Here is a 24,159-nt window from a genome sequence, read left to right on the forward strand (position 1 = left end):
TCAGCTTCGTGGATCGGGCGGCTGCACGCGCACCGTGGGCGGCTCGCGGTACTCCTCCGTCGGCCACGGGCCCGGCCTCCTGCCACCGGTAGCGCTACCGGTCGCCGCACCGCCGCTTACCGGCTTGCCGTTAACCGGGCCACGGTTCGCGGCCGTTGCCGGGGCTCCGGGAATCGCGGGCGTGGACCGGCCGCCGACCTCGGCGGGCCGCACCCGCTGAGTGCGCTCGGCCACCGAAGCGGGCAGCCGCTCGTCCCGCGCGTGCGCGGGCGTCCGGGCTGCCCGGCGGTCCCCGGCGGGCGTCGGCTCGTCTCCTGGCAGGTCGCCGAGGTGATCGCCGGGCTGGTCGCCGCCCTCGCCGCCGCTGCGCTTGCGGCGCCGGTTCTGGTAGCTCTCCACGGCGAAAACCGTGCTGAGGCTGGCCACCAGGGCCAGCGCCAGCGCGACGGCCGCCGCGCGCAGCTTGCTCCCGCGCAGCGGCTCCGGCTCGGTCGGCGGCACCACGTCGTCGACGCCGATGAACGTGCTCGGCGGCGCGTTGAGCGCCTCCTGCCGTTTCGTCAGTTCCTTCTTGGCCCGGTCGAGGACCTGGACCACCAGGTCGCGCGCGCCCTGCTCGGACACGCTCTCGGTCTTCACGCTGATGAACGGGCTGCCCTCGAACCCGCCGATGAGCACGAACGTGTGGTCCGGTTTGTCCGCCCCAAGCTGCTTGACGACCTCGGGGGTGTTGATGCTCTGGACCATGATCGAGGCCGAGATGGCCAGGCTGCTCTCGAACGCCAGCAGCGGGTTGGTCTGGCCGCTGACCTTGTCCGCGCTGCTGGTGGGCCCGCTGGACGGCGAGGTCAGCACAATCACGCCAGTCGACTCGTAGTGCAGCGGCGCGGCAGCGTAGACCGCGCCTGCCGCGCCGACGGTCACCACGAACACGGGGAGCGCCACATACCACCGCTTGAGCAGTACAAGCAGTGTCTTCCAGAAGTCCATCTGCGCCCCAACACACGACGTATCGCCGAGCAACAGGTCCGGCTGCCTACTTCTTGGTCAATCGTGATCACAAGAAAAGTCGTTACTCCATGTGATCCCCTGTGCTGGCCCGTTCGACCAACCGGACGAAGGTCCAGCTCTATCCGGCAAGGTTCGCACGGTAACGCCACACGCGGTAGGACGTGCCGTCGCCCAGCGGGGTTGTGAGCAGGAGGTCCCGCTCACAGACCACTATCCGCGCCTTGGTGCCGCCGCCCTGCTGCGGCTCGGTGAACCGAACGCAACCGGGGTGCGTCGGATCGGGGTCGCCCGGCTCGGCGTCGCCGCGCGCGTAGAGCACGACACCGCGCATGGCCAGGAACTCCGCCACCCGTCCGGTGCGCATCGCGTCGAGGTGCGCGGCCGAGTTGACCAGGCCTTCCAGGTGCACCACCGGCCGGTTGAGGTGGTAGCCGAGGCTGCCCGCCCGGTCGCCGATGGCGATCGGCTCGCCCAGCGGCAGCAGCGCGTCGATCTGCGCCGCCACCCGTGGCCCCGCCTCGATGAACGCCGAGCGGGCGACGCCGCCACCGGTCGCGCGCACCGCGTTGGCGCCGACCGTCGCGACCACCAGCAGGACCAGCGCCGCGGCGAGAAGCCGCCGCGCGGGCGTCTTCCACCGGGCGGCCATGGCCGGACCGGCGAGCGCGATGGCCAGTGGCGCCGCCGAGAAGTACCAGGGCCACAGCTGCCAGGACGAGGTCACCGCGTAGTAACCGACAGTGAGCATTCCGCCCGCCAATATGACCGCGCCGTACCGGGCCGAGTGACCCAGCCGACCGCTCACCCGACTGGCCAACGCGGCGCCGACCACCACCAAGCCGATCGCGCCGAGCCAGGTGGACTGGCCGAAGAGCACCGGCGACGACAAGAACTGCCGTATGACATCGACGTTGAACGCCGTACCGCCCAGCGCTTTCGCCTGTCCGGAGACCGGTAGTGCGGTGTCGAACAGCGCCACGTTGACTGACATGTAGACGGCAAGCGCGATCGCCGGATACGCGGCCAGCCACAACGACAGCCGCAGCCACGGTCGGCCCGCCCGCGCCCACATGCCCGCCGACAGCACGCCGAGCACGGCCATGGGGAACACCGTGTCCAACCGCGCGAGCACGGCCAGCGCCATGAGCGCCCCCGCCATCCGCGCGTGCCCCGGCCCGAACCGCTCCGCGGTGAAGCCGTCGGTGCGCAGGTACGTCGCCGCGAGCCAGAGCAGCGCGAACAGCAGCAGGCCGGTCTCCATCCCGGAGTACCAGAACGACGGCCCCGCGGCCCCGACCACCAGCAGCGGCGCGGCGAAGACCAGCGTCAGCACCGGCCGCCCGGTCAGCTTCCCGATCCGGTCCAGTTGCCGCGCGGACGCGACCGCCAACCCGGCTGAGACCAGGGTCACCACCACCAGGGCGGCGTGACCCTGCGCCACCGAGAACACCGGAACCAGGACCAGTAACCACAGCGGGTGATAACCGTTCGTGGGGTCCAGGCCGTTGAACGTCGACCCGTCGCCGCCCGCGATGTGCCGGGCGACGCCGAAGTAGTAGAACGCGTCGTCGTCGAACAGGCCGACCGCGCGCTCGTACGGCGCGAAGACGACCATAGCGAGCCGGATGGCGGCGATTGCGCAGGCCAGCAGGGTCGCCGAGAGCCAGACCGGTGGTCGCGGCCACGGACTCGGCACGGCTTGGCGCCGTCCGCTGGCTGGCGTCGGTCGGGTGCTTGTGCGCATCCCAGGCTCCCGGCTTGGTAAGGAAGTGCTCTGGCTTGGGATCGCGCCGCCGGAGGAATCGTTACTCAGCGTCTACCCCTGGGACGAGAGGGGAGGGTCACACGCACCGTGACCGCTACGACGTAGTGCCGTGACCATGCTGTGATCTAACGAACGATGTGCATAGAGTGCCGTTGGGCGCTTGCCCGGTGTGTCAGCGGGAACTCCTGTCCCGCAGGGGGCGGCACAGTGCGACCGGAAGGAACCTATGTCCGACCACTTACCCAGACGCCGCGCGGCCGCTCGCGTCGCCCTCGCGGCAGGCGCGATCGCGGTCCTCGTGGCGGGCTGCAAACCCCTGGCGGGCAAGCCGATCCCCCCGCTGCCCACCCTCCCCACGATGACCACCACCATCGCCCCGGCGCCCACATCCGCGCCGACGACGACCATGACCACGGCCACCACGAGCGCACCGCCGTCGACCACGGTGTCGAGCGCCGAACCGGCCGCGTCGTCCAGCGTCAAACCCCCCGCCGTCGCCACTCCGCGGCTGGTCTCCGACGCCCTCGCCCCCGGCGTCGTCCCCCAACCCGGCCAGGTCGGCTACCGCGGCGACCGGGCGAAACTCAAGGTCGTCGACGGCCCAGCCACCGCGCCACCGGGCACCCAGTGGAACTCCGGCGCCCTCCGCTTCGGCGGCGGCGACGTCACCCTGGAGAACGTCCACGTCAAGGGCGGCATCGAGTACAGCGGCACCGGCACCCTGACCATCCGGAACTCGGTCATCGAGGGCAACCACCTCAGCTGGTCGCCCCTGCTCGGCAACAGCGGCCACATCGACGTCCGCGACACCACCATCACCTACACCGACCCCCAGTGGCCCGGCCCGCAATGGGGCAACGGAGCCATCCACGGCGACGCCACCGTCACGGTCATCCGCTGCGACATCTCCGGCACCCCCGACGGCATCCAGAACGGCCCGGGAAACAGCACCATCGAGCAGAACCACATCCACGACATGCTCCGCGCGGGCGACTACCCCAACAACACCCACAACGACGGCATCCAGAACTACGGCGGTCCGAACCTGTCGATCAAGCACAACCGCATCGACATCAGCGCCGACGGCAAGGCCTACGACGGCACCCACCAGAACGCCGCCGTCTTCATCATGCCCAGCGACGGCTACGCCTCCACCAACCTCCAGATAGTCGGCAACTACCTGTCGGGCGGCGGATACATCCTCCGCCTGGGCGCCCCGATGTCCGGCGCCGTCATCACCGACAACCGCTTCGGCCTCACCACCGGCGGCTGGGGCGAAGTCCTCTTGGACGCGGGCGGCATAGCCCGCTGGGTCGACAACCTCAGCGCCACCGGCAACCAGTTATCCCCACCCGGCTAGGCGGGGATTGTCAGGGGGAAGGTGATGAGGCGCCGGTGACCAGGACACGCGGCTCGGCTGCGCCGTCGGCGGGGGACTCGTAGATGGCGGGTGCCCCGTCTCGGGGAGTTTTGGCATAGGCGAGGGTGGCCGGAGTCAGCCAGGCGGCCTGGTCGTCCACCCCGTCGGAGCCGGGTAGCACTGTCTCGCGGCCGGTAGCGAGGTCGAGGACGAACAGCTGCCAGCCGCCGAGCCGCCCGCCGCGTTTCTTGTAGGCGACCCGGGTTTCGTCTGGCGACAGGGAGGGGCACTCGGCCGACTGTCGGACCGTCGCCATGGTCTTGGCCGCCAAGTCGCCCTTGACCAGCCACGTGGTGGAGCCGGAGCCGAGGGTGGCGTAAAACGTGCGGTCGTCGGCGGCGACGGTGACGCCCCAGTAGTTCTCGTCGGCCCGCTCGTCCGGCACGCCGTCGATGGTCGTCGCGAAGGTTTCCAGCGACTCGACCAGCTCACCCGAGCGCAGGTCCAGCACACCGGTCCGGGTGGAGAATCCGCCCGGCGCTAGGTAAGAGTCGCCGGTCACGAACACCGTCCACGACACGATCTTCCCCGACGCCGACACTCTCGCCCGGCTCGGCGTGCCGGGCAGCGCCACGGTCCGCAGTTCCTTGCCCGCCGCGTCGAAAACCGCGGCCTCGTAGCCGCCGGGCAGGGCCATGCGCAGGCAAACCGTGGTGCCGCCCGCCGTGTAGACCCGCAGGCACTTGAGCGTCCCGGTTGTCCGTGTGCCGTCGGGCGCGAGTTCGGAGACCAGGTTCTGCCCGCCCGCGTTGTCCACGAACGTCAGCCCGCCCGCCACCGCCGCCCCCGGCTGGTGCGCGACCGCCCGCTGGTCGCGCACGGTGGCCACGACGTACCAGACCGCCGCCGCGACGACCAGCACGATGGCGGCGACGCCCGCCGCGATCCGGTGTCGCGCGAACCAGTTCACCGTGAGACCTCCGGGCGGATAAGCAGGAACACGCCCACGAGCGCGGCGCCGAGTGCGCCGATGGCGATGAGCACGGACGCGGTAAACGCCAACTGCTGCAAGAGCAGTCCAAAGCAGACAGATGAGCCGAACCGCGCCAGCGCCTGACCGGTCTGCACGATCGACAGCCCGCCCGCCCGGAGGTGTTCCGGGACCAACGTCGAACCGTGGGCCATCAGCACGCCGTCTGTCGCAGCGTAGTAAAGCCCGTGCAGAGCCACGGTAATCAGCGCTAACGGCACACCGGTAAACGGCCCAAGAAGCAACAGGTAGACGACAAACAGCACCACGTGCCCGGCGAAGAACATCGCCCACCGCCCGACTCGGTCAGCCAGCCGCCCGAGCGGAGCGGCGGCGAGCAGGAACGTCACTGCGGTGCCGACGGGCATCAGCACCAGCCACTCCGTCGACACCCCGGACACCTTCTGCAGGATCACGAAGACGAACGCGTCGGAGATCGTCGCGAGCCCGAGCAGGCCCGCCGCCACGGTCGTGCGCCGCATCCGCCGATTCCGCAGCAGGCGCAGAGTGTCGCGCGGCGTGACCGTGCGCCCCGGCACCCGCTCCCGTCGCGGCTGGCGCACGAAGAACACCAGGACGATGAGCCCGAGCAGGCCGAAGCAGAAGCTGATCACGAAGATCGGGCCGGGCCGGGTGGTCAGCCAGGTCAGGACCGCGAACGTGGACAGCGGCCCGATCATCGCGCCCACGGTGTCCATCGCCCGGTGCGCGCCGAACGCCGCGCCGAGCCGGTCGGCCGGGGTGACCAGGGAGATCAGCGCGTCGCGCGGCGCGGTCCGCAAGCCTTTGCCCGCGCGGTCGACCGCGATCAGCCCGCCGAGACCGGCGGCCGACGCGCCGATCGGGGTGAAGGCGAGCTTGGTGGCCGCGGACAGCCCGTACCCGACGACCGCGACCGCCTTGTGCCTGCCCACCCGGTCGGCCACGTGCCCGCCGACAAGGCGCAGGACGGCGGTCGCGCCGATGTAGATCCCGTCGAGCAGACCGAGTTGCAGGTAGCTCATCTGCAGGCTGAACACGACGTAGAACGGCAGGTACGCGGTCACCATCTCGGCGGAGATGTCTGTGAGCAGGCTCACTGTGCCCAGCAGCAGCACCGTGGTCGGCACCCGGCTGGGCCGCGCGTCCCCGGGTGGGGCGCTGGTCCTCCTGGTGGATGCGACGTACACCCGAACACCTCCGCAGCGAGCCCGCGGACCGCGGTGCTTCGACCTCCGTATCGGCGAACGACCACGGTGTGTAACAAGAACCGGCGGTCGGCCGAATCTGTGATGGGCAACTCGGCCGGTTTTTCGGGCCGACTCATACCGCCCGTAACCGAACTGCCCAATCGAGCGAATACAGACCCGTCGGTCCCCCGCCAGGAAGAGGTCCCTGTGAGCCGTCAGCGGCCGCACGTGCTGATCATCGTGCAGAACCTCCCGGTCCCGCTCGACCGTCGGGTCTGGCTGGAGTGCCAGGCGCTCACCGCCGCGGGCTACGAGGTGTCGGTGATCTGCCCCAAGGGGCCCGGCGACCCCGCGTACGCGGTGCTCGACGGCGTGCACCTGCACAAGTACGCCCCGCCCAAGCAGGCGGACGGGCTGCTCGGCTATGCCCGGGAGTTCGTCTACTGCTGGCTGCGCACCGCCCGGCTCACCCTCAAGGTGCGCCGCCGCGCCCGGTTCGACGTCATGCAGGCGTGCAACCCGCCGGACACCTACTGGGCGCTCGCGCTGCCGTGGAAGCTCACCGGGGTCAAGTTCGTCTTCGACCACCACGACCTCAACCCCGAGGTGTTCCGGTCGCGCTTCGGGGAGCCGACGAAGCTGCCCGGCAAGATCCAGTTGGCCATCCTGAAGTGGCTGGAGCACCGCACTTTCCGCACCGCGGACAGAGTGATCTCTACCAACACCTCTTATCAAGACATCGCCGTCAACCGAGGCGGCGTCAAGCGTGAGCACACGACCGTCGTGCGCTCCGGCCCGGACACCTCGGTCATGCGCCCGGTCTACGCGGGCGACGCGCCACTGCGCGGCGGTGAACACCTGGTGGCCTATCTGGGAATCATGGGCCCACAGGACGGTGTGGACGGTGTGCTGGAGGCCGCCGGCCGGATCGTGCACTTCCACGGCCGCAAAGATTTCCGGTTCGTCCTGCTCGGGTTCGGCGACTGTTTGGAAGACCTTAAGCGGCAGTCCACGGACCTGGGGCTGGATGAGTACGTGGAGTTCACCGGCCGCGTCGGCCCCGAGCAGATCGCGACCTACCTCTCGGCCGCGTCGATCGGTCTCTCGCCCGACCCGCGCAGCCCGCTCAACGATGTGTCCACAATGAACAAGACGATGGAGTACATGGCGTACGCGCTACCTGTTGTCGCTTACCGGCTCACGGAAACAGTGGTTTCCGGCGGTGACTGCGCCGTCTACGTCGAACCCGGTGACAGCGACGGACTTGCCGACGCGGTGGTAGCCCTCGCCGACGACCCGGACCGCCGCGCTGAACTGGGCGCAGCGGGCAGGCGCCGCGCCGAGCAGGTCCTCGACTGGCGCCCGCAGGCCGAGGCGTACGTGGGCGTCTATGACGAACTCCTCGATTTCGCCTCCTCGGGCCCGTTCCCGAACGACGACCCCGAGGCAGAGGCCAGATTCGCGCCAGGGACCGACCGCTGGGGCAACCAACTTGTCGATCTTCGCGACGACACGGCGTTGCGCGCCTTCGCCGCGACTCGCATCATGGCGCCCGAGACGCAGTCCGAGTCGCGCGACGGCCCGGCCCCGCAGGCAAGCTGACTTCCGGACGCAAGGGGAGAAAACCGATGTTCGTACGACGGATCGCCGTGATCGGCACCGGGTACGTCGGGTTGACCACGGGGGCGTGCCTGGCCTCGCTGGGCCACGACGTCGTGTGCGCGGACGTGGACGCCGACAAGGTCGCGCGGCTCACCCGCGGCGAGGTCGACATCCTCGAACCGGGCCTGGCCGAACTGGTCGCCGAGGGCATCGCGGCGGGACGGCTCACCTTCGTCCTGGGCGCGGCCGCCGCGGTCCGGCACGCCGAGAACGGCCCCGAGGTCATGTTCCTGTGCGTCCCGACCCCGATGGGCGTCGGCGGCGTCGCCGACCTGAGCATCGTGGAGTCGGTGGTCGAAGAGGTCCGCGACCTGCTGCCCACGGGCTGTGTCGTGGTCAACAAATCCACCGTGCCGGTGGGCACCGCCGCGCGCACCGAGGAACTGCTGGTCCGCGACGACGTCGCCGTGGTCTCCAACCCGGAATTCCTGCGCGAAGGCAGCGCTGTCTACGACTTCCTCAACCCGGACCGGATAGTCGTCGGCGGCAGCAAGCAAGACGCCGCGGAACGCGTCGCCGCCCTCTACTCCCGACTCGGCGCCCCGACAGTGCTTACCGACGCGCCGAGCGCCGAACTGGTCAAGTACGCGGCGAACTGCTTCCTGGCGATGAAACTGTCCTATGTCAACGCTGTCGCCGAACTGTGCGACCGCCTCGGCGCGAACATCACCGACGTCACCGAGGGCATGGGCTACGACAAGCGCATCGGCCAGGCGTTCCTGCAGCCCGGCCCCGGCTGGGGCGGCTCCTGCCTGCCCAAGGATACCTCGGCGATGCTGCAACTCGCCGACGCCGCGGACTTCGAGTTCCGCCTCATCCGCGCCACCATCGACACCAACACCCGCCAGCGCCAGCGCATGGTCGAGAAGGTCCGCCTCGCGGTGACCGGGCGCCGGGGCGGGTCGCTGTCGCACACGCGCCTCGCCCTGTTCGGCCTCACCTTCAAGGCGGGCACCGACGACCTGCGCGACTCCCCGGCCCTGGCCGTCGCGGCCCTGCTCCGCCAAGCGGGCGCCGACCTGGTCGGCTACGACCCCGCGCTGCGCCCCGACGCCCGCCACCCCGACCTCGCGGGCATCACCATCGTGGACGACCCCTACCTGGCGGCCAAGGACGCCGAGGCCCTGATCGTCCTCACCGAGTGGCCCGAGTTCCGCGGCCTCGACTGGGCCCGCCTCGCCGAGTCGGTCCGCAAGCCCATCGTGGTCGACACCCGAAACCTGCTCGACCCCGCGGTGGCCCGCCGCGTCGGCTTCGAGTGGATCGGCATCGGCAAACCCTGACGGCCGCTCATGCGGCGCAGCCGATGAGCACCACGGCCTGGTCGCCGTGCGGTTCGGCGCGGTCGAACAGTCTGACCGGTGCCTATGCGGTGAAGTCGATGTGCACGAGGGCTTGGTCGTCGTGTGGTTTGGCACGGGGCCAGCGGATGCCCGCCGGGTCGGAGGTCTCGGCGGCGCGGACGGCGTCCAGGACGGCGTGCGGGCCGCGGTCCGCGGCCAGGGCGCGGACGGCGGGCCAGTCGAACAGGCCGTAGTCGTCCACTCCGCAGGACACGCCGTCGCTGGCGATGAGGATCGAGGTGACCTCCGCGCGCGGCCAGGACGCCCGGATCGCGTGGTGGGCGGCGGCGGGCACGGCCTCGGCGACCCAGTACCCGCCCTCCTGGTTGCGCCGGGCCGAGGTCTGCCGCGCCGACTCGCGCAGGGCGGCCACGTGCTCGTCGGTGTATCCGGCGCCGCCGCGTAGGCGGTCGCGGTAAGAGCCTGCCGGGCCCTCGCGGAGCCGGGTGTCCTCAACGACCGCCATGCCGGTCGTCAGGAACGCCACCACCGGGCTGTCGGCCAGCACCAGCGCCTCGACGGTCGCGTCGTCCCAGCGCACCACCGCGACGGTGCTCGCCGGGCTCGCGCCCGGGGTGAACCCGTTGCCCCGCGCCACCGCGCGGATCGCGCCCGCCAGCAGATCGGCCAGGTCCAGCTCGGGCGCGGTGGCCAGGCGCCCGGCGAACTGGGTGGCCAGGTCGGTCGCGTAGGCGCCGCCGCTGGGTAACTCCGGGCGCAGGGACGTGGCGCCGTCGAGCAGGATCACCGCGTCCGGCAGCACGACCACCACGTCCTCGCTCGGTCGCGGCAGGCCGTCGAGTCCGACCCCGGGCTGTTCGGCCATCGTGATCTGCGGCATGGCCCCGATCCTGCCCTCGTCAACTTGAGTTGACAACCCCGGTGTCGTCAACCTATGTTGACATCATGGCTGAAGCAACCCAGTTGGCGAGCGCGGCGGGTGATCGCGACCCCCGCGTCGGCCTGCGCGCGGTGGCCGCTCTCCGCAAGCTGCTGGAGCAGTTGGAGGCGGTGCAGGTGCGCAGCGCGCGAGCCGACGGATGGTCCTGGCAGGAGATCGCGGCCGAACTCGGGGTGAGCAAGCAGGCCGTGCACAAGAAACACGGGAGGCAGTAGATGTTCGAGCGGTTCACCAAAGCGGCCCGCGTCGTCGTCCGCGACGGCGTGCACATCGCCGAGACGGAGGGAACGGCGGCGATCGGCCCCGAGCACCTGCTGCTCGGCCTGCTCAGGCAGGACGGCACCCCGGGCGCCGCGGCCCTCGCCCAGCACGCCGTCACCACCGAGGCGACCCGCGCGGCCCTCGCCGCGACCCGCAGGCGCGGCGGCCTGACCGAGGCGGAAGCCGCCGCTCTCGGCGAGTTCGGCATCGACGTCGACGCCGTCGTCGCGGCCGTCGAGCAAACCCACGGCGAAGGCGCGTTGGCAGGCGGCGGAAAGCGCCCGCGCACCTTCGGCCCGCGGTGGCGGGTCCGGTTCAGCGCCGAGGCCAAACGGGTCCTGGAACACAGCCTGCGCGAGGCACTGGACCTGGGCGACAAGAGCATCGGAGACGAGCACGTCCTGCTCGCCGTCCTCCGCGTCGGCGGCCCGGCCGCCGACGCCCTCGCTTCTCTCGGCGTCACCTACCAGGGCGTGCGCGCTCACCTGGCCCGCGCGAGCTGACCTTCAGTCGGCTTGGAGCACCGACAGCACATTGCCCGCCGGGTCCTTGAACCACGCGATCAGCGGCCCGCGTCCGCGCATGATCCCCTTCTCGTCAACCCCGTCGTAGCGCTCGAAGACGACACCGCGCTCACCGAGCCAGTCCACCGCCGCCTCGATATCGGCAACCGGGAAGTTGAGGATCGTGAACGTCGCGGGCACGTGGTCCGGCTTGGGATAGACGAGCGTCTCCGCCCCCAAGCGCAGGCGCAGCATCCCGAACTCCTCGGTCAGGGGGATGCCGAGCGTCTCGCCGTAGAACTCCTTGGCCTTGCCGATGTCATTCACCGAGAACCCGCTGAATGCCTTGGTGTGATCCAACATGCGTTGCTCCTCACTCCGATTGCGGTCCACCTGGACGTTCAAGCAGGCACGGCCGTCCAGACAGCATGGCCGAGGAATCCCCCGCATGGACCTGCCACACGTGAATCAGCACCGCTGGACCTCTCCGCCGTCCACCGCCACGGCAGGTCGCCGCGCGGCACCCCGCTCACCACCACCCGTGGTGGGCGGCGGAATCCGGACACCCCAACCGGCCGACTGATCAGGACGGCGAGCCGCAGGCACATGACGCCGCCACGCGTCGAGTCGGCGCGCAGGCTCCAGAAAAGAGACGATCGCGGTCCCTGTCGCGCCCGTCCCGGCCAGCCGCGTGCCGCGCCCGTTCTCGGCCTGGCGCTGTATCGGCCTGGCGCTGTACCCGATCTCGGCCAGGAGCCTGCCGCGTCCGCGCTCGATGTCGCCTGCCGTGCCGATTCTCGACGGACGTCCCGGGATTCCCGTCCCGCTGCTCATCGGAGGCGAGTCCTGCTACCTGGGGCGGTGCCTCGCCTCCTCTCCGGATATCCGTGGCATCCAAGGGAAAACGGTGATCGTGTGTTGGCGAGTCTCATGGTGTGACGGCCAGGAACAGGAACGCGCTGAACAGGGTCAGGTGCACGGTGCCCTGCAAGAGCGTCGCCCGCCCCGAGACCAGCGTCAGCGTGCTCACCACCACGGTCAGCACGAGCAGCACGAGTTCGGTCGGACCCAGCCCGAGTAACAGCGGCCCAGACAGCCAGACCGAGGCCACGGCGATTGTCGGGATGGTCAGGCCGATGCTGGCCAGCGCGGACCCGAGGGCCAGGTTCAGGCTTACCTGCAAGCGGTTGCGCAACGCGGCCCGCACGGCGGCGACGGTCTCCGGCATCAGCACCAGCAGCGCGATCAGCACGCCCACGAACGACACCGGCGCGCCGATCGAGGCGACCGCCGACTCCATGGTCGGCGACACCGTCTTGGCGAGTCCGACCACCGCGATCAGGCAGACCAGCAGCAGCCCGAGGCTCGCCAGCGCTGTCCGCGTCGTCGGGGCGTCGGCGTGGCCGTCCTCGTCCAGGTCGTCGGCCGCGGACTTGGGCAGGAAGTAGTCGCGGTGCCGCACGGTCTGCACGAACACGAACACCCCGTACAGCACCAACGACACCACCCCGGCGAAGGCCAGTTGCGCGCCGGAGAACGTCGGTCCCGGCGTGCTTGTGGTGAAGGTGGGCAGCACGAGACTCAACGTGACCAGCGCCGTGATCACCGCCAGCGCCCCGCCCGACGCGTGCGCGCGGAACTCCTGCACGCGATGCCGTAACGACCCGACCAGCAGCGCCAGGCCGACGATCCCATTGCAGGTGATCATGATCGCGGCGAACACCGTGTCCCGCGCGAGCGAGGAGGATCTCTCCCCGCCGGATGCCATCAACGTCACGATCAGGGCCACTTCGATCACCGTGACCGCGATAGCCAGGATCAATGTTCCGAAGGGCTCCCCGACGCGGTGGGCGACCACCTCGGCATGGTGCACGGCCGCGACGACCGCCCCGCCGAGCCCGAGGCAGACCAGCGTCAGCAGCACGGGCCCGAGGCCGCGCCCCCACGTCAGGGCCAGCACCGCCACCGCGGCGGGCGGGACGGCGAGGCTCCAGCGGGGCAGGGGCTGGGTGGTGGTTGTGGCGTTCACAGTCGTCGACATTAGTGCGGGTGGCGGAGTGCGGCCGGAAGTTATCCACAGACCCGAAAGTTGTCCACAGCTCGCGCGGGGGCCTTGACATCGGTTGTTCAAGCAGGCACGGATCGGGGGCGCCAGGACAGCCAGGGCAGGAACGCCTGGGTGAGCGGGCCGATGGCCAGCGCGTAGAGGGCCGTGCCGATTCCGGCCGTGCCGCCGAGGAGCCAGCCGGTGGCCAGGACGGTCACCTCGATCGCGGTCCGCACCCACCGGATCGGGAAACCGGTGCGGGCCGCGATGCCGGTCATCAGGCCGTCGCGCGGGCCGGGGCCGAGGCGGGCGCCGATGTAGGCGGCGGTGGCCGCGCCGTTGAGCACGATCCCGGCGATGAGCAGGGCGATGCGGGGGACCAGCGCGCCGGGAGTCGGCAGGACGGCCAGCGTGAGGTCGACGGTGACGGCGATGACCGCGACGTTGGCGAGCGTGCCGACACCGGGGCGCTGCCGCAGCGGGAGCCAGCTCAGCAGCACCGCGGCGGCGGTGATCGCGGTGTTCGCGCCGAAGCTCAGGCCGGTTCGCAGGTGCAGCGCCTCGTGCAGCACGTCCCACGGTGAGAGCCCGAGGGCCGCCTCTATCTGCAGGCCCATGCTCGCCCCGTAGAGCGCCAAGCCCGCGAACAGGTGCGGCAGGCGTCGGGTGGGGCTGATGCGGAGGGGGACGGGTGTCAGGTCGAGGGCCATGTGGCCATCGTGGGTCATCATTGGCTATTTCTGTGATGGCCAATCTGAGACAATTGGCCCTATGTCCGCGCCGAACTTCGCAGCCAGTCGAGTGTCCACCCAGCGATTGGTCCGTATGCTCGGCGAGTGGCGCGAGCACGGCGGCAGGCAGGGCTCGGCCGGGTTGGCCGCGGGCATCCGGTTGCTGGTGTTCGACGGGCAGTTGCCGCCGGGCACGCTGTTGCCCGCCGAGCGCGAGCTGGCCGCGGCGCTCGGCGTCAGCCGGACGCTGGTGGCGACCGCGTGGGACCTGCTGCGGGCTGACGGTCTGATCGTGAGCAGGCGCGGATCTGGCACGCGTACCGCCTTGCCCGCCGCGCGTGACCGGGAGCCCGAACCGGCCGGTGAGCACCTGATCGACTTGGCGCGTGCCGCTCCCGCCGCGCTCCCCGGGCTCGGCGCCGCGATCGATGCGGTGCGCGGCTCGTTCGCGGCCGAGTTGTCGGGGCACGGTTATCACGAGTTCGGCCTGGACATCCTGCGTGAGCGGATCGCTGACCGGTTCACCGCGCGGGGGTTGCCTACCGGGCCGGAGGAAGTGCTGATCACCAATGGCGCTCACCACGCTCTCGCGCTCGTCTTGCGCGCGCTTACCGGGCCCGGGGATCGCGTGCTCGTAGAGCAGCCCACTTACCCGAACGCGATCGAGACGATGCGGGCCGCGCATGTCGTGCCGGTGCCCGTTCCCCTGCCGGAGAGTTATCCACAGGCGGCCCCGCTCGCCCCGGAATCGTCGGCCCCCGCCGGTAGCCTGGAGCAGGGCCGACCCCCCAGGGCGGGTGGGGGCTGCGCGGGGGCCGGTTTGGGGCTGGGCGGTTCTGGGCTGGGCGCGGGGTGGGATCTCGACGGGGTGGAGGCGGCGCTGCGGCAGGCGGCGCCGCGGTTGGCGTACTTCGTGGTCGATTTTCAGAATCCGACGGGGCGCAGGCTGGACGCCGCCGGGCGGGAGCGGTTGGCGGCGGCGCTGCGGCGGGGGCGGACGCCCGCGGTGGTCGACGAGACGCTGGTCGAGCTTGATCTGGTGGGCGACCCGGTGGACGGGCCGCCGCCGATGGCGGCCTTCGCGCCGAATCTGGTGGTCACCGTGGGATCGGTGAGCAAGTCGCACTGGGGTGGGCTGCGGTTGGGGTGGGTGCGCGCGCCCGAGGAGGTCATCGGGCGGCTCGCCGCGGCCCGGCACGCGTTCGACCTGGGGTCGCCGGTGTTGGAGCAGCTGGTCGTGGCCCAGTTGTACGCCGATCCGGAGCCGATGCTGCGGGAGCGGCGGGCGGTGACCAGGCAGGCGAGGGACGCGCTGGTCGCGGCTGTCCGGACGCACTGCCCGGATTGGGCCTTCGAGCTGCCTGAGGGCGGGCTGAGCCTGTGGTGTCGGCTGCCAGCGCCGATCGGGACGCGGGTCGCGGTCGCCGCGCAGAACGCGGGGGTGCGGGTCGCGCCCGGGTCACGATTCGGTGTGCACGGCGGTTTGGAGCGGTGGCTGCGGCTGCCGTACGCCTTACCGGCTCCGGTGCTGGTAGACGCGGTGCTCCGGCTGTCGCGGGTCGCCGCGGGCATCACCGGTGCGCCTGGGTCGGTCGGTTCCGACGGTCTCATACCGGTGGTGTAGCTAGCTTTACCACTACTGAACCCTGTAGAAAACAGTGCGCTGGATGGCGTAGTTGTTTGGACCTTTCGGACCGACTTCGCCATCCAGCGCACTCAACCCTGGCCACTCAGGCCGGTCGGCGCAGCCCCTCGTTGCGCCGACCGGATGAACGGCCAAGGGGGAGCCCCGGCGCCGCGGGGGCATCGCGGCGCCGGGGCCAGGTCCCGATCTGACCGGGCGCGGTCGGCAGATCGGGTATGGAGATGGTCAATGGGGGTCCCCAGGAACGACTCACGCGCCAACACACGCGGGTGGAGATGGGCAGACCGATCCCGTCTCAGCGGGCCGCGGAGTCAGTCAGGGGTCGACGCGTGGACGCCTGCGACATCGCAGGGCGGGTCGAACTCCGCGGCCACGGCGACCCCCGACCGGGCGGGCGGGGTGAGGTGGGCGCGGGCGGTGAGCACACCGTGCAGGACGCGGGCGAGCCCGCCGCCGTCGTTGGCCGTCGACGCGGTCGGTCCTGGCGCGACGGGCGCCACCGGCGCGGACGGTGCGCGCGGGGCGGCGGGCGCGTCGCCCGACTCGGCTTTCGGGCCGTCGGCGACCGCCTGCGCGACGTCCCGCTGTGGCTGGACGCGCGGCGCGGACCGGTGCGTGATCACGGCAGGCTCCTCGACCGCCGCTTCCACCACGGCAGGCGGCGCGGCCGCGACCGGCGCCTGCTCTGCGACCGGTTCGGGCGCGATCTTCGCCGCGGGGACGGTCTCGGGCAGGTCGACCACCTGCGGGAGCGGCACGGCTGGGGCCGACGAGCCCGGCTGCGGCCAGTCCGCGGCGGGCCAGTCCGGCCGGGGCCAGTCGGGCAACGACCAGTCCGGCGTCGGGAGCGTCGGCACGGGCGGCTTCGGCAGCGAGATCGGCGGGATGTGGATCGGCTCGGGTGCCGGAAGGTGCAGCACCGGGCCGACGGTGTCGAAGACGTCCTCGGTCACGTCGGTGACGGTGTCCATGATTCCGCTGGTCAGCGGCATCACCGGGCTGGTGAGCCCGGGCAGCGCGTCATCGAAGAGGCTGAGCAGGCCGCCGTTCTCGGCGTCGGGCTGGGGCGCGGCGGGCTGGGCGGCCTGGGCGCTGGCCGAGCCCGCGAGCAGGACTCCCACGACCCAGGCGGCCAGCAGCGTCCCCGCCACGACGGCGAGCCGGAGCAGGGCGCGCGACGCGTCCGCAGACCGAGTCACGTCCTCACCCACCATCCGGTCACGTTGTCGAACTCCCACCAGCCGGTGTGACCAGGCCACTATCCAGTACCCGGTCGTGCTTCTGCACCCTAACCGCGCGCGTTCCACCCGGAAAGACGGTGACGGCACCGCGTGAGTGGGCCGATCGCCGAGATGATCACCGACAGTGGAAACCGCTGGACCGGGTGATATTGCCCGTTCTTGGCAGGCGAGTACACCGTTTCGGGGACACCGTGTTCCAGTGCACACCGAACGCGGCCAGGATTCTCTGGCAGATCTCGCCGACCGCAGCCCGGACCTGGTCCTGCACGACCCCGGCGGCCCGGCGGAGTGCCTGGTCCGCCGCGGCCAGCTGCTCGTTCCCCGCGCCGGCCTGGACCGGGCCGTCCGCGCGCTCGACCGCTGGATCGAGGCGGTGGACCCGGCCGAGCACGCCACCCTGCGCCTGCGTCCCGGGGCGGCGGCCGACTGCGTGCGGATCGCCGCGGAGGTGGCGGACCTGGTGCCGGTCTCCGCCAACCACGTCCACACCGTCCTTGTCGGCGCCCCGATCCTGCACGGGACCGGCGCGGCGCCGGTTCCCGCGCCGCTGCCGCCCGAGCCGCCGCGGGTGAGGTGGGACCCGCCGGTCACGGTGCTGATGCTCGACACCGGCATCGACCCGCATCCCTGGTTCGTCGGCCGCCCGTGGTTCGGCCGGTGGGACCTGGAGGTCCTCGACGCCGACCACGACCGCGTGCCCGACCGGCAGGCGGGCCACGGCACCTTCGTCGCGGGCGTGGTCCTGTCGCACGCGCCCGGCGCCACCTTGCGCCAGTTCCCGGTCTTGTCGTCGCAGGGCCTGACCGACGACCGCACTGTCGCCGCGACCCTGCGCCGCGCGCGCCACCTCTCGGCGGTCCGCCCCGATCCGGTCGACGTCCTCCTGCTGACGGCGGGGTGCCACACCGCTGACGACCGCTGTCCGCCGGTCCTTGCCCGCGAACTCGCCCACTGGCCCACCGTGGTCGCCGCGGCGGGCAACACCGGAACGACGCGCCCGTTCTGGCCCGCCGCCCTGCCTACCGTGACCGCGGTAGGCGCGCTGTCGCCGGACGGTTCGCGCGCCCCGTTCTCCAACCACGGTCCGTGGGTGGACCGCTGGGCTCCCGGTGTGGACATCGTCAGCAGCCATGTCCGGCTGACCGGGGACGGCCGCGAGTACGGTGGGGCCCGCTGGAGCGGCACCTCCTTCGCCGCGCCGCGGGTGGCCGCCGCGGTGGCCATGGCCCGCGCTGAAGCCGAGTTGGTGGCGGGCGCGTGAGCGAACAATCGACACCGAACGATCAACACGGCGTGCGTGCGCGAGGCCACCGAATCTTGTGAGGTGGCCTGATGAGCGGGCGTGTGCTCACGCGCCGATCGCGATGAAGCCGAGGTGGCCGTGGGTCGACTGGGCCCGGGCGAGGGCCGCCGCGGTGTCCGCCCCGGCCGCGAGGTGGTCGTGCAGGGCGCCGACCAGGGCCGCCGCGCCCGCGTCGGGCACCGGGACGGTGCTGGCGACGACCGCCCGGGCGCCGCGCTGGAGCAGCGCGGCCGGCAGGGCGAGGGCGCGGCCGGATTCGCAGGACGACAGGACCGTCAGCCGGGGCGGCCGTGCCAGGCGGCCCAGGTCGTGGCTGTGGAGAGAGCCGTCGGCCAGGTCGAGGGTGGAGAACAGCGGCGCGTCCGGGTGGTGCCTGCCGTGCGCGGCGATGTGCGCGATGCCCGCGTTGTCTATCGCGCGTAGCACCGCTTCTTTGGTTGCCGAGGAGCCGGTAAGCAGGACGCCGCCGTGCTTGCGGTGCAGCGCGGTCACTTCCGCTTCGGCGTGGTCCAATCCCGGCCCGGCAATCCACACCGGCGGAGTGCCAGTCGACTCGACGGCTCGGGCGTCGAGCCAGCAGGCCATCGACGGCGTCACCGCCACCGGCCGTCCGGCGCAGGTGGGCAGCGCGGCCCACGGCACGCTTTCCATACCGGGCGTCGGAACGATCACCAGCGACCGGTCGCCCGCCACCGCCGAGAGCGGGCCGAACAGCGCCGCGTCGAGTCGGCGGGCGGCGCGCGCCGCCGTGTCCCCGCAGCGGTCGACGGTCGCGGTCAGCGCGGCTGCCCGGCGCAGGGATTCGGCGGCCTCGTGGACCGGGCTTTCCGAGCCTAGGTAATGCAGCCGCCATCGCCCAGCCGACACCGACACCGCCCCTACCTGTCCGCCGTGAGTGAAGAAGCAGAGCGCCGTCGTCGTGCCGAGTGCGGCGGACAGGCGCTCTCTTCTATCCGCTGGCAGGCAAAAGGTGGTGCGTTGTCTCTCGATCCAGCCGAACACCGTCCGCGCCCGCCCGCTCTCGACCGCCGCGCCCAGGCCGGTCGCGGCCAGGTCCGTGCGTTCCGGCTCGGGAACCGGCCCCCGCAGACCCGCCCGGCACGCCGCCAAGACACCACGGCGGGTCTTCGCGACCCTGGCCCGCGCCAGCCAGCCCAGGGCCCGCAGGGCGGGAACGTCCGCGTGCCGCCGGTCCTGCACCAACTCCGGCAGACCGGCCGCCAGGCGCAACTCGGCGGCCTCCACCTGCCGCCCCGCGCGTTCGCAGGCGTCGGCGGCCTCGGCCACGCCCGCCGGGCGCTCGCCCAGGGCCAGCCGGGTCCGCAGGTCGAGCGCGCGGGCCGCCGCCAGCCAGGACGGCCGCCCGGCGAACAGGTCCGCCGCCCTGCGCGCCGAGCCGAGCGCCGACCGGAGATCGCCCATCCGCAGGGCGCGCAGGCCGTGGGCGAGCGTCGCCTCGGCGAACGCGGGCCCGCGACCGGCCGCGCCGAGCAGCGCGCCCGCCCTGGCCAGGTCAGCCCCCGCCGCCCGGACGAGCCCGGCTTGCAGCAGCGCGCTCGCGCGGTCCACCAACGTCTCCGGCCTGCGCCGTTCGTCGACGCCTGCGGCGGCGTAGTGGGCCAGGGCGGCGGTCAGGTCGCCGGACTGGGCGGCGACGAACCCCTGGTTGTGCTTGCAGGTGGATGCCCGCTCGTGCTCTCCGAGTCCCGTGTAGAGGGCGTGCGCCCGGGATAGAGCCGCGTCGGCGACGGTAAACCGGCGCAGGTAAGCGGCGGCGACGCCCAAGCCCACCAGAGCGTTCGCCTGCCAGTGCGGGTCCTCGGCAAGACCGTCGACAGCCGAATCGAGAATCGGTAGAGCCGCCGCGTGTTCGCCGTCTTGGCACAAGATGAGCCCGGTAAGGCAGTCGGCGCGGGCTCTCGACCCTTCGGTAAGCGCGGGACGGGCAAGCGCGATCAGCCCGGCGCTGGTGTCCCGGTCGCCGAGTTGGTGCGACACCCACGCCAGGACCAGCCGCGACTCGGCCCGCTGCGTGGCCGAACCGGCCATGCCCACCGCCGCCGAAGCCGCCACCCGGGCCCGCAGCGGCTCACCGCGGTCTTGCAGGTCGACGGCCTCGGCGTGCCGCGCCGCCCAGGTCACCGCAGCCACGGCGACACCAGCGGAGCCGAGCCGGGACGGCGCAGCACGACCCGGACCCGGCCGGACGGCAGGTCGCCGGAGAAGCAGCCCACCTCGTCCACCGGCAGCACCCGCGCGCCCTCCCGGGAGTGGATCTCGGCGTGTGCCACGCCCAGCCGCGGCGCGACCAGGCCGGTGACCCGGGCGCCGAGTTCGATCAGCACGTCCTCGCCGCGCCGCCACACCGCGCCGTCGCCGCGGACCGCGGCGCACGGCTGGGGCACGAGGTCGAGCAGGTCCCAGTCCACGCCGAGGAAAGCCCCGGCGAGCACCGCGGCCGCGTGCACCCGGGGCGGCGGCGGGTCGAGGCGGTCCAGCAGGCCTGCCAGCTCGGCGAGCAGTTCGGCGTCGGTCATCCCGCCGCCTCCCTCGGCAGGCCCAGGGCGGTGAGCTTGCGGCGCAGCACGTCCAGGCACCGGCCTCGGGTGGTGCCGACGCTGCCCGTCGCCAGCCCCAGCGCCCGCCCGAGCTGCGCGTAGGTCAGCTCGGGGGCGAACGCCAGCAGGCCAAGCAGCTCCCGGCAGCGCCCGGGCAGCGACGCGAACGCCCGCCACAGCGCGTCGTCGCGCGCCCCGCGCAGCGCCGTCGCCTCGGGCCAGCGGTCCTCCTGCGCGGCGTCCGCGCGGTCCGGCCACGCAGCGGCCCGCACCTCCCGGCCGCGGTGCGCGAGCACGCGCAGGCTCTCCCGGCGAGCCGTGGTCGACAGCCAGGCTGCCAGCCGCTCCGGGGCGCGCAGCTCGCCGATGTGCTCGGCCAGCGCCACCCACGTGCTCTGGCTGACGTCGGCGGCGTCAGCGTGGTCGAGCCGGTGCGCTCGCGCGACCCGCCACACCATCACCGAATAGCGGTCGACCAGCGCTCGCCAGGCGTCCTGGTCGCCGTCGGCCGCCCGGCGGATCAGCTCCGCAGCGGACTCGATCGACATGTGCCCTCCCTCGCTCGTCCCCCTCCGGCCGGTCAGACGGGGACGTTCGGGATCGGGCTCCGCGTGCCGCTCGAAGGAGTGACCTCAGGCGAGTCGGCGCAGGCGGGCGATGGCCTCGTCGAGGACGTCGTCGCGTTTGCAGAAGGCGAAGCGGACGAGGTGGCGCCAGCGGTCGGGGTCGTCGGTGAAGACCTGGACCGGCACGGCGGCCACCCCGACCCGCTCCGGGAGGTCACGGCAGAACTGGAGGCCGTCGGTGAAGCCGAGTGGGCGGACGTCGGCGCAGACGAAGTAGGTGCCCTCGGCCGCCCGCACCCCGAAACCCGCCTCAGCCAAGCCCGCGGACAGCCGGGTCCGCTTGTCCTGCAGCGAGTCGCGCAGCCCGGCCACCCACGCCGACTCCGCGCGCAGCGCGTGGGCCACCGCGGGCTGGAACGGCGCGCCGCCCACGAACGTCAGGAACTGCTTGGCCGCGCGCACCGCAGCGACCAGGTCGGCCGGGCCGCAGACCCAGCCGATCTTCCAGCCGGTGCAGTTGAAGCTCTTGCCCGCGCTGGAGATGGTCAGCGTCCGCTCGGCCATGCCCGGCAGCGACCCCAGCGGGACGTGGGCGCGGCCGTCGAACAGCAGGTCCTCGTAGACCTCGTCGGTGATGGCGACCAGGTCGTGCTCGACGCAGACCGCCGCGATGGCCTCCAGCTCGGCGCGGGTCAGGACGGTGCCGGTGGGGTTGTGCGGGGTGTTGACCAGGACGACCCGGGTGCGCGGCGTGACCGCGGCGCGCAGCGCGTCGACATCTAGACCGAATCGGCCTGACGGTTCCTCGGCAAGCGAGACGACCTTGCGGGTGGCCCCGGCCATGGCTACCGACGCGGCGTAAGAGTCGTAGTACGGCTCGAACAGGATTACCTCGTCACCGGCCTCCACCAACGCCAGCAACGACGCCGCGATGGCCTCGGTGGCGCCCACGGTGACCAGGATCTCGGTGTCCGGATCGAACGCGGTCCCGTACCGGGCGCGGCTCGCCGCGATGGCCGCGCGCAACTCGGGGCGGCCGGGGCCCGGCGGGTACTGGTTGATCCCCGACGCGATCGCTTCCTGCGCCGCGGCAAGCATTCCGGCCGGACCGTCGGTGTCCGGGAAGCCCTGACCAAGATTCACCGCACCGGTGCGCGCGGCCAGCGCGGTCATCTCCGCGAAGATCGTCGAGGTGAACGGCCGCAGGCGCGGCACCAGAGAGGTTCGGGGCACGGGACAGCATCCTCACGGAGAATGGCACCGTGGAGCAACTGACACCGGTTCCCGGCGAGGCGGCGAAGCGGCGCGCCCTGCGCAAGATGAAGCTGGTCGCGCTAGGGTTCCTGGGCGGCGCGACGGCCATCTTCGTGCTGACGACGGTCTGGCAGTCGTACGGCGCGCCGGGATGGGTCGGCTACGTCAAGGCAGCCGCCGAGGCGGGCATGGTCGGCGCGCTGGCCGACTGGTTCGCGGTGACCGCGCTGTTCCGCCGCCCGCTGGGCCTGCCCATCCCGCACACCGCGATCATCCCGAACAAGAAGGACGTGCTCGGCAACAGCCTCGGCGACTTCGTCGGCGCGAACTTCCTGTCCGAGAGCGTTATCCGCGACCGTCTTCGCCGGGTGGGCGTCGCGGCCCGGCTGGGCGGGTGGCTGGCCGAGCGGGAGAACGCCGAGCGGGTCACCTCCGAGCTGGCCACGGTCATGCGCGGCGCGGTCACCGTCCTGCGCGACGAGGACGTGCAGGCCGTCATGGAGCAGGCCGTGGTGTCGCGGATCGTGGACGTGCCGTGGGGCCCGCCGCTGGGCAAGCTGCTCGGGCGGGTGTTCGAGGACGGCTCGCACCACAAGCTGGTCGACCTCATGTGCGACCGGGCCTACGAGTGGGTCAAGGACAACTACACCCAGGTCATGGGGGTCGTGTCCGGCCGGTCGCCGTCGTGGTCGCCGAAGTTCCTGGACGCTCTTGTCGCCGACAAGGTCTACGGCGAGGTGCTGTCGTTCGCGTGGAACGTCAAGACCGACGTAAACCACCCGATGCGGCTCGCGCTGGACAAGTTCCTCGGCGAGTTCGCCGACGACCTGCGCGACGACCCCAAGGTCATGGCGCGCGCCGAGCAGGTCAAGCACCAGGTGCTGGAGCACCCTGAGGTGCAGAACCTGATCGGCTCGGCGTGGGCGACGGCGAAGAAGATGCTGCTCGACTCCGCGGAAGACCCGTCAAGCGAGCTGCGCACGCGGGTGCGCGCGGGCCTGATGACCCTCGGCGAGCGGCTGCGCTCGGACGAGTCCCTGCGCGCGAAGGCCGACGGCTGGGTCGAGGGCGCCGCGGCCTACGTCGTGCTGAACTACCGCGCCGAGATCACCACGCTGATCACCGACACCGTCCAGCGCTGGGACGCCGACGAGACCGCGCGCAAGATCGAGTTGCAGGTCGGCCGGGACCTGCAGTTCATCCGGATCAACGGCACCGTCGTCGGCGCGCTCGCCGGGCTGCTGATCTACACCGCGGCGCAGCTCATGAGCTGAGCTTCGCGCGCTCCCGCCAGGCCCGCGCCTTCTCCCGGTTGCCGCACACCCGCATCGAGCACCACGTGCGCGACCGGTTGCGGGAGCGGTCGAAGAACGCCCACTGGCACTCGTCGGCCGGGCAGATCTTCATCCGCCCCCACTCGTCCAGCACGGCGAGCCTGGCCGCGGCGGCCAGGACGGCCCCGGTGACGTCGGCGGACACCAGTCTCGGCGCGCCATTGGCCAGCTCGACCGTGACCGGGACCGGGGGCGGCGGCGGCGCGGGCGGCCCGCCTACCGCGGCGCGCAGTCCCGCGCGGACGGCGCGGACCCTGGCGAGGTCGTCGGCGGGGACGAGGCGGCGTTCCGCTTGCCAGGCGCGCCACAGCAGGGGGTCGTCGAGCACGTCGGCGCGCTTCTCGAAGTCGATCGTGTTGAGGAAGTCGAGAACCAGCTCCACGTCGTGCGCCGTGCTCACTTCGACAGTGCTCACGACACCACTGTAGGTCGAATACCGGTTGTCGTGGCGGGTCGTAACTCGCATACTCAAGAC

Annotated in this window: 22 protein-coding genes; 8 read left to right on the forward strand and 14 right to left on the reverse strand. The window is 71.9% G+C overall.

Annotation, left to right across the window (positions count from 1 at the left end; genetic code table 11):
* Together BLS56_RS13475 and BLS56_RS13480 are read right to left on the reverse strand one after the other, a co-directional pair.
* Nucleotides 1–990, reverse strand: a complete 990-nt coding sequence (locus tag BLS56_RS13475; RefSeq protein WP_091450347.1) for a hypothetical protein — start codon at nt 988–990, stop codon at nt 1–3.
* 139 nt (nt 991–1,129) lie between these two features.
* Nucleotides 1,130–2,755, reverse strand: a complete 1,626-nt coding sequence (locus BLS56_RS13480) for a hypothetical protein (protein ID WP_139190663.1) — start codon at nt 2,753–2,755, stop codon at nt 1,130–1,132.
* Between the two features lie 247 nt (nt 2,756–3,002).
* On the opposite strand from BLS56_RS13480, the gene BLS56_RS13485 reads away from it, so the two are divergent.
* Nucleotides 3,003–4,136 (forward strand): right-handed parallel beta-helix repeat-containing protein, encoded by a 1,134-nt coding sequence (locus tag BLS56_RS13485; RefSeq protein WP_091450349.1) that lies wholly within the window; start codon nt 3,003–3,005, stop codon nt 4,134–4,136.
* Nucleotides 4,137–4,146: 10 nt separating this feature from the next.
* On the opposite strand, the gene BLS56_RS13490 is transcribed toward BLS56_RS13485, so the two are convergent.
* Complete coding sequence (locus BLS56_RS13490) at nt 4,147–5,106, reverse strand: TolB-like translocation protein (RefSeq protein WP_091450350.1); 960 nt, start codon at nt 5,104–5,106, stop codon at nt 4,147–4,149.
* The gene (locus tag BLS56_RS13495; RefSeq protein ID WP_091450351.1) at nt 5,103–6,335 is read right to left on the reverse strand and encodes an MFS transporter; all 1,233 of its coding nucleotides are present in this window, start codon (nt 6,333–6,335) and stop codon (nt 5,103–5,105) included. The genes BLS56_RS13490 and BLS56_RS13495 overlap by 4 nt, the downstream gene beginning before the upstream one ends.
* Nucleotides 6,336–6,542: 207 nt before the next feature.
* On the opposite strand from BLS56_RS13495, the gene BLS56_RS13500 reads away from it, so the two are divergent.
* Together BLS56_RS13500 and BLS56_RS13505 are read left to right on the forward strand one after the other, a co-directional pair.
* Entirely contained in the window at nt 6,543–7,937 is a 1,395-nt protein-coding gene (locus BLS56_RS13500) for a glycosyltransferase family 4 protein (RefSeq protein WP_228771608.1), read from the forward strand.
* Between the two features lie 26 nt (nt 7,938–7,963).
* On the forward strand, nt 7,964–9,280 hold the full coding sequence (locus BLS56_RS13505; RefSeq protein WP_091450353.1) for a UDP-glucose dehydrogenase family protein: 1,317 nt from the start codon (nt 7,964–7,966) through the stop codon (nt 9,278–9,280).
* 82 nt (nt 9,281–9,362) lie between these two features.
* On the opposite strand, the gene BLS56_RS13510 is transcribed toward BLS56_RS13505, so the two are convergent.
* Nucleotides 9,363–10,181, reverse strand: a complete 819-nt coding sequence (locus BLS56_RS13510; protein WP_091450354.1) for a hypothetical protein — start codon at nt 10,179–10,181, stop codon at nt 9,363–9,365.
* Between the two features lie 65 nt (nt 10,182–10,246).
* On the opposite strand from BLS56_RS13510, the gene BLS56_RS13515 reads away from it, so the two are divergent.
* The gene (locus tag BLS56_RS13515) at nt 10,247–10,456 is read left to right on the forward strand and encodes a helix-turn-helix domain-containing protein (protein ID WP_091450427.1); all 210 of its coding nucleotides are present in this window, start codon (nt 10,247–10,249) and stop codon (nt 10,454–10,456) included.
* Nucleotides 10,457–11,005 (forward strand): Clp protease N-terminal domain-containing protein, encoded by a 549-nt coding sequence (locus tag BLS56_RS13520; protein ID WP_091450355.1) that lies wholly within the window; start codon nt 10,457–10,459, stop codon nt 11,003–11,005.
* Nucleotides 11,006–11,008: 3 nt separating this feature from the next.
* Here BLS56_RS13520 and BLS56_RS13525 read toward each other — a convergent pair whose 3' ends face one another.
* The 3 genes from BLS56_RS13525 to yczE all read right to left on the reverse strand — a co-directional run bounded on the left by BLS56_RS13525 (nt 11,009) and on the right by yczE (nt 13,762).
* Nucleotides 11,009–11,368 (reverse strand): VOC family protein, encoded by a 360-nt coding sequence (locus BLS56_RS13525; protein ID WP_091450356.1) that lies wholly within the window; start codon nt 11,366–11,368, stop codon nt 11,009–11,011.
* A 565-nt stretch (nt 11,369–11,933) separates the two neighbouring features.
* On the reverse strand, nt 11,934–13,046 hold the full coding sequence (locus BLS56_RS13530) for a calcium:proton antiporter (RefSeq protein WP_091450357.1): 1,113 nt from the start codon (nt 13,044–13,046) through the stop codon (nt 11,934–11,936).
* Between the two features lie 86 nt (nt 13,047–13,132).
* Entirely contained in the window at nt 13,133–13,762 is a 630-nt protein-coding gene (gene yczE / locus BLS56_RS31395; protein WP_175482809.1) for a membrane protein YczE, read from the reverse strand.
* Nucleotides 13,763–13,823: 61 nt separating this feature from the next.
* Between yczE and BLS56_RS13540 the strand changes: the two genes are divergently transcribed.
* Nucleotides 13,824–15,407 (forward strand): aminotransferase-like domain-containing protein, encoded by a 1,584-nt coding sequence (locus BLS56_RS13540; RefSeq protein ID WP_228771609.1) that lies wholly within the window; start codon nt 13,824–13,826, stop codon nt 15,405–15,407.
* A gap of 332 nt (nt 15,408–15,739) precedes the next feature.
* Here the strand turns inward: BLS56_RS13540 and BLS56_RS13545 are convergent, their stop codons facing one another.
* A complete protein-coding gene (locus tag BLS56_RS13545; protein WP_139190667.1) occupies nt 15,740–16,627 on the reverse strand; it encodes a hypothetical protein in 888 nt (295 codons plus the stop codon).
* A 241-nt stretch (nt 16,628–16,868) separates the two neighbouring features.
* On the opposite strand from BLS56_RS13545, the gene BLS56_RS13550 reads away from it, so the two are divergent.
* Complete coding sequence (locus BLS56_RS13550) at nt 16,869–17,930, forward strand: S8 family peptidase (protein ID WP_091450360.1); 1,062 nt, start codon at nt 16,869–16,871, stop codon at nt 17,928–17,930.
* An 87-nt stretch (nt 17,931–18,017) separates the two neighbouring features.
* Here the strand turns inward: BLS56_RS13550 and BLS56_RS13555 are convergent, their stop codons facing one another.
* The 4 genes from BLS56_RS13555 to BLS56_RS13570 form a co-directional block, all read right to left on the reverse strand.
* A complete protein-coding gene (locus BLS56_RS13555; protein WP_091450361.1) occupies nt 18,018–20,123 on the reverse strand; it encodes a CHAT domain-containing protein in 2,106 nt (701 codons plus the stop codon).
* Nucleotides 20,111–20,509 carry a hypothetical protein gene (locus BLS56_RS13560; RefSeq protein WP_091450362.1) on the reverse strand — a complete coding sequence of 133 codons (399 nt, stop codon included), beginning with the start codon at nt 20,507–20,509 and terminating at the stop codon, nt 20,111–20,113. Before BLS56_RS13560 ends, BLS56_RS13555 begins: the two co-directional genes overlap by 13 nt.
* On the reverse strand, nt 20,506–21,078 hold the full coding sequence (locus BLS56_RS13565; protein ID WP_091450363.1) for an RNA polymerase sigma factor: 573 nt from the start codon (nt 21,076–21,078) through the stop codon (nt 20,506–20,508). The genes BLS56_RS13560 and BLS56_RS13565 overlap by 4 nt, the downstream gene beginning before the upstream one ends.
* Nucleotides 21,079–21,162: 84 nt before the next feature.
* On the reverse strand, nt 21,163–22,269 hold the full coding sequence (locus tag BLS56_RS13570; RefSeq protein ID WP_407640513.1) for a pyridoxal phosphate-dependent aminotransferase: 1,107 nt from the start codon (nt 22,267–22,269) through the stop codon (nt 21,163–21,165).
* A gap of 146 nt (nt 22,270–22,415) precedes the next feature.
* On the opposite strand from BLS56_RS13570, the gene BLS56_RS13575 reads away from it, so the two are divergent.
* Entirely contained in the window at nt 22,416–23,624 is a 1,209-nt protein-coding gene (locus BLS56_RS13575; protein WP_091450428.1) for a DUF445 domain-containing protein, read from the forward strand.
* Here the strand turns inward: BLS56_RS13575 and BLS56_RS13580 are convergent.
* Entirely contained in the window at nt 23,614–24,099 is a 486-nt protein-coding gene (locus BLS56_RS13580) for a CGNR zinc finger domain-containing protein (RefSeq protein ID WP_228771610.1), read from the reverse strand. The two genes, BLS56_RS13575 and BLS56_RS13580, sit on opposite strands and share 11 nt — an antisense overlap.
* Nucleotides 24,100–24,159: the final 60 nt, after the last annotated feature.

Origin of the sequence: Actinokineospora iranica, assembly GCF_900101685.1 — a bacterium.
Classification (GTDB): domain Bacteria; phylum Actinomycetota; class Actinomycetes; order Mycobacteriales; family Pseudonocardiaceae; genus Actinokineospora; species Actinokineospora iranica.

Excerpts from the sequence above, each read along its gene's own strand:
- BLS56_RS13475 (WP_091450347.1), bottom strand. The coding sequence starts at position 990 with ATGGACTTCTGGAAGACACTGCTTGTACTGCTCAAGCGGTGGTATGTG.
- BLS56_RS13480 (WP_139190663.1), bottom strand. The coding sequence starts at position 2,755 with ATGCGCACAAGCACCCGACCGACGCCAGCCAGCGGACGGCGCCAAGCC.
- BLS56_RS13485 (WP_091450349.1), top strand. The coding sequence starts at position 3,003 with ATGTCCGACCACTTACCCAGACGCCGCGCGGCCGCTCGCGTCGCCCTC.
- BLS56_RS13505 (WP_091450353.1), top strand. The coding sequence starts at position 7,964 with ATGTTCGTACGACGGATCGCCGTGATCGGCACCGGGTACGTCGGGTTG.
- BLS56_RS13510 (WP_091450354.1), bottom strand. The coding sequence starts at position 10,181 with ATGCCGCAGATCACGATGGCCGAACAGCCCGGGGTCGGACTCGACGGC.
- BLS56_RS13515 (WP_091450427.1), top strand. The coding sequence starts at position 10,247 with ATGGCTGAAGCAACCCAGTTGGCGAGCGCGGCGGGTGATCGCGACCCC.
- BLS56_RS13520 (WP_091450355.1), top strand. The coding sequence starts at position 10,457 with ATGTTCGAGCGGTTCACCAAAGCGGCCCGCGTCGTCGTCCGCGACGGC.
- BLS56_RS13525 (WP_091450356.1), bottom strand. The coding sequence starts at position 11,368 with ATGTTGGATCACACCAAGGCATTCAGCGGGTTCTCGGTGAATGACATC.
- BLS56_RS13530 (WP_091450357.1), bottom strand. The coding sequence starts at position 13,046 with ATGTCGACGACTGTGAACGCCACAACCACCACCCAGCCCCTGCCCCGC.
- yczE (WP_175482809.1), bottom strand. The coding sequence starts at position 13,762 with ATGGCCCTCGACCTGACACCCGTCCCCCTCCGCATCAGCCCCACCCGA.
- BLS56_RS13540 (WP_228771609.1), top strand. The coding sequence starts at position 13,824 with ATGTCCGCGCCGAACTTCGCAGCCAGTCGAGTGTCCACCCAGCGATTG.
- BLS56_RS13560 (WP_091450362.1), bottom strand. The coding sequence starts at position 20,509 with ATGACCGACGCCGAACTGCTCGCCGAGCTGGCAGGCCTGCTGGACCGC.
- BLS56_RS13565 (WP_091450363.1), bottom strand. The coding sequence starts at position 21,078 with ATGTCGATCGAGTCCGCTGCGGAGCTGATCCGCCGGGCGGCCGACGGC.
- BLS56_RS13570 (WP_407640513.1), bottom strand. The coding sequence starts at position 22,269 with ATGACCGCGCTGGCCGCGCGCACCGGTGCGGTGAATCTTGGTCAGGGC.
- BLS56_RS13575 (WP_091450428.1), top strand. The coding sequence starts at position 22,416 with ATGAAGCTGGTCGCGCTAGGGTTCCTGGGCGGCGCGACGGCCATCTTC.